A 1,650-nucleotide genomic window follows, 5' to 3' on the forward strand; every position below is an offset into this window, starting at 1 on the left:
TACGTGCTCGAGAACATCGCTGACTACAAAGTCAACAAACTCCACCAACTCCTGCCCAACAACATTGATCCCGAAAAACTCTCGAACTTCTCCAGCAAGTGGTGCGTGTAGTTGCTCGGGGGGATACGGTGTATACCCCAATCGAGAGAAGATGGTGATGAAAGTTACTGACAATCCCTGAAGGATTCTTTACTACTTGGCGTAGAAATATCAAATGCCCCCCGATTCTGCATTGACGATTTCAGTGGTATTTAAATCTCAACAAGGGTCAGCAACTAAGTAGGGCATAACTGAGATTAAATTAAACACTTCGCATTTTTGACTTTCAGTCAAAGCAACTTCATTGTATGGTTGATAATCTCGGTAAATAAAGACCCTCCAGTCTGAATCAATCAAAACAACTGATGCTACGCTGCCACTAGAATAAAAGTCTATAACTAACGCAACATTTTCAACCTCCATCGGATTCAACGGTGGCTCACCACGAACTTCAAGACCAAAAAAATATCTTCCAATTTCTTTTAGTAGTGATAGTTGCTTAATTGTCATGGACACTTCCGCATTGCATCTAATATAGTTGGCATCTATCCAGTGGTTCCCTGTCGTATTACTTCTGTAGAATGACTCACCATATATGAGGACAGTGTGATAGCTGCACTCCGGTTGCTTTGGTGGAGCCGAAACAAATAAGCAGCCAAGAATTATAATCTTTAGTTTCATTGTTTTACCACTTCTGTACTTAAAGGGCCGTTTGTTTTCACGGCTACAACTCCGCTCCTTCCACCAACTTTATGTGTTTGCCTTTCAAAACCCTCTGACTCAACAGCCAGTGGCCACTCGTTTTGTTGAATATTAACACGTTCTTCCTCATTGGTCCAAACATGATCCTCGCAGCTAACGTCTTTGGAATCATAAATCTGATCATGTCTATTTACGAATCCCTCTGTGTCAGTGATAGCATTGTACAAATGCCCTAGTTCGTGCCAAAGGCTTATGAATGGCGGGTTCACCACACCTGTACTTGCCTCTTGCAAACCCAGGTTCATGTTAAATTTTACCTCCTGGTCCGGTTTAACCTCAAACTGCTTAACCCCATCCATATCCTTCCAACTAGCAATTGCCGCGTGATATTGTGTCTCGAAATATGGTGTAATTGTCACATTCAAATCTGAACTAATTATCACATCCAATCTGTCTGACACATTAGGACTCTCTGAAATCCTATTGAGCGCAGCAACGGTTCCACGAACAAATGGATCATTTGGCACTTCAAGCCCCGAGCCGTATTCGTATTTCGCATCTTCTCCACTCTCGGTTTGGTAATGGATATATATTCTTTCTCCGTGAATATCTATACATAAGAGCGGATTATTCGCAGCATATGTATAACCACTTATCCATTGATAGTCGTCTACATACTTATCAAGCTTCATAGTCCTGCCAATCCGCGAATCCAACCATCTATCGCCCATATCTAGTAAATTATCCTGTTCCAATTCATGGCCGCCGTAACCGTACCGGTACGTACTTGGTACCGTTCGCCCCTCCATCCCACTCCCAAACGGGTAGTAGTCGCTCAGCGAGGTGACGTGCGGCGCGAAGCCCACCACAACGTCCGCTTCGGTGAGGGGGAGCTTTCTACCGGTAAAC

At 43.7% G+C, this 1,650-nt stretch carries 2 protein-coding genes; both read right to left on the minus strand.

The window, feature by feature from the left end; genetic code table 11:
- Positions 1 to 258: 258 nt before the first annotated feature.
- Positions 259 to 549, minus strand: a complete 291-nt coding sequence (locus tag IQ219_RS19475; protein ID WP_194073708.1) for a hypothetical protein — start codon at positions 547 to 549, stop codon at positions 259 to 261.
- Positions 550 to 716: 167 nt separating this feature from the next.
- Positions 717 to 1,650, minus strand: a 934-nt coding sequence (locus tag IQ219_RS19480; protein ID WP_228017404.1) for an RHS repeat-associated core domain-containing protein, incomplete at its 5' end; no start/stop codon positions are given.

The sequence above is a fragment of the Synechocystis sp. LEGE 06083 genome, from assembly GCF_015207725.1.
In the GTDB taxonomy this organism is placed as follows: domain Bacteria; phylum Cyanobacteriota; class Cyanobacteriia; order Cyanobacteriales; family Microcystaceae; genus Synechocystis; species Synechocystis salina.

What these genes read in the sequence shown, in the direction of transcription:
- IQ219_RS19475 (WP_194073708.1), bottom strand. Translation starts at nt 549, where the DNA reads ATGACAATTAAGCAACTATCACTACTAAAAGAAATTGGAAGATATTTT.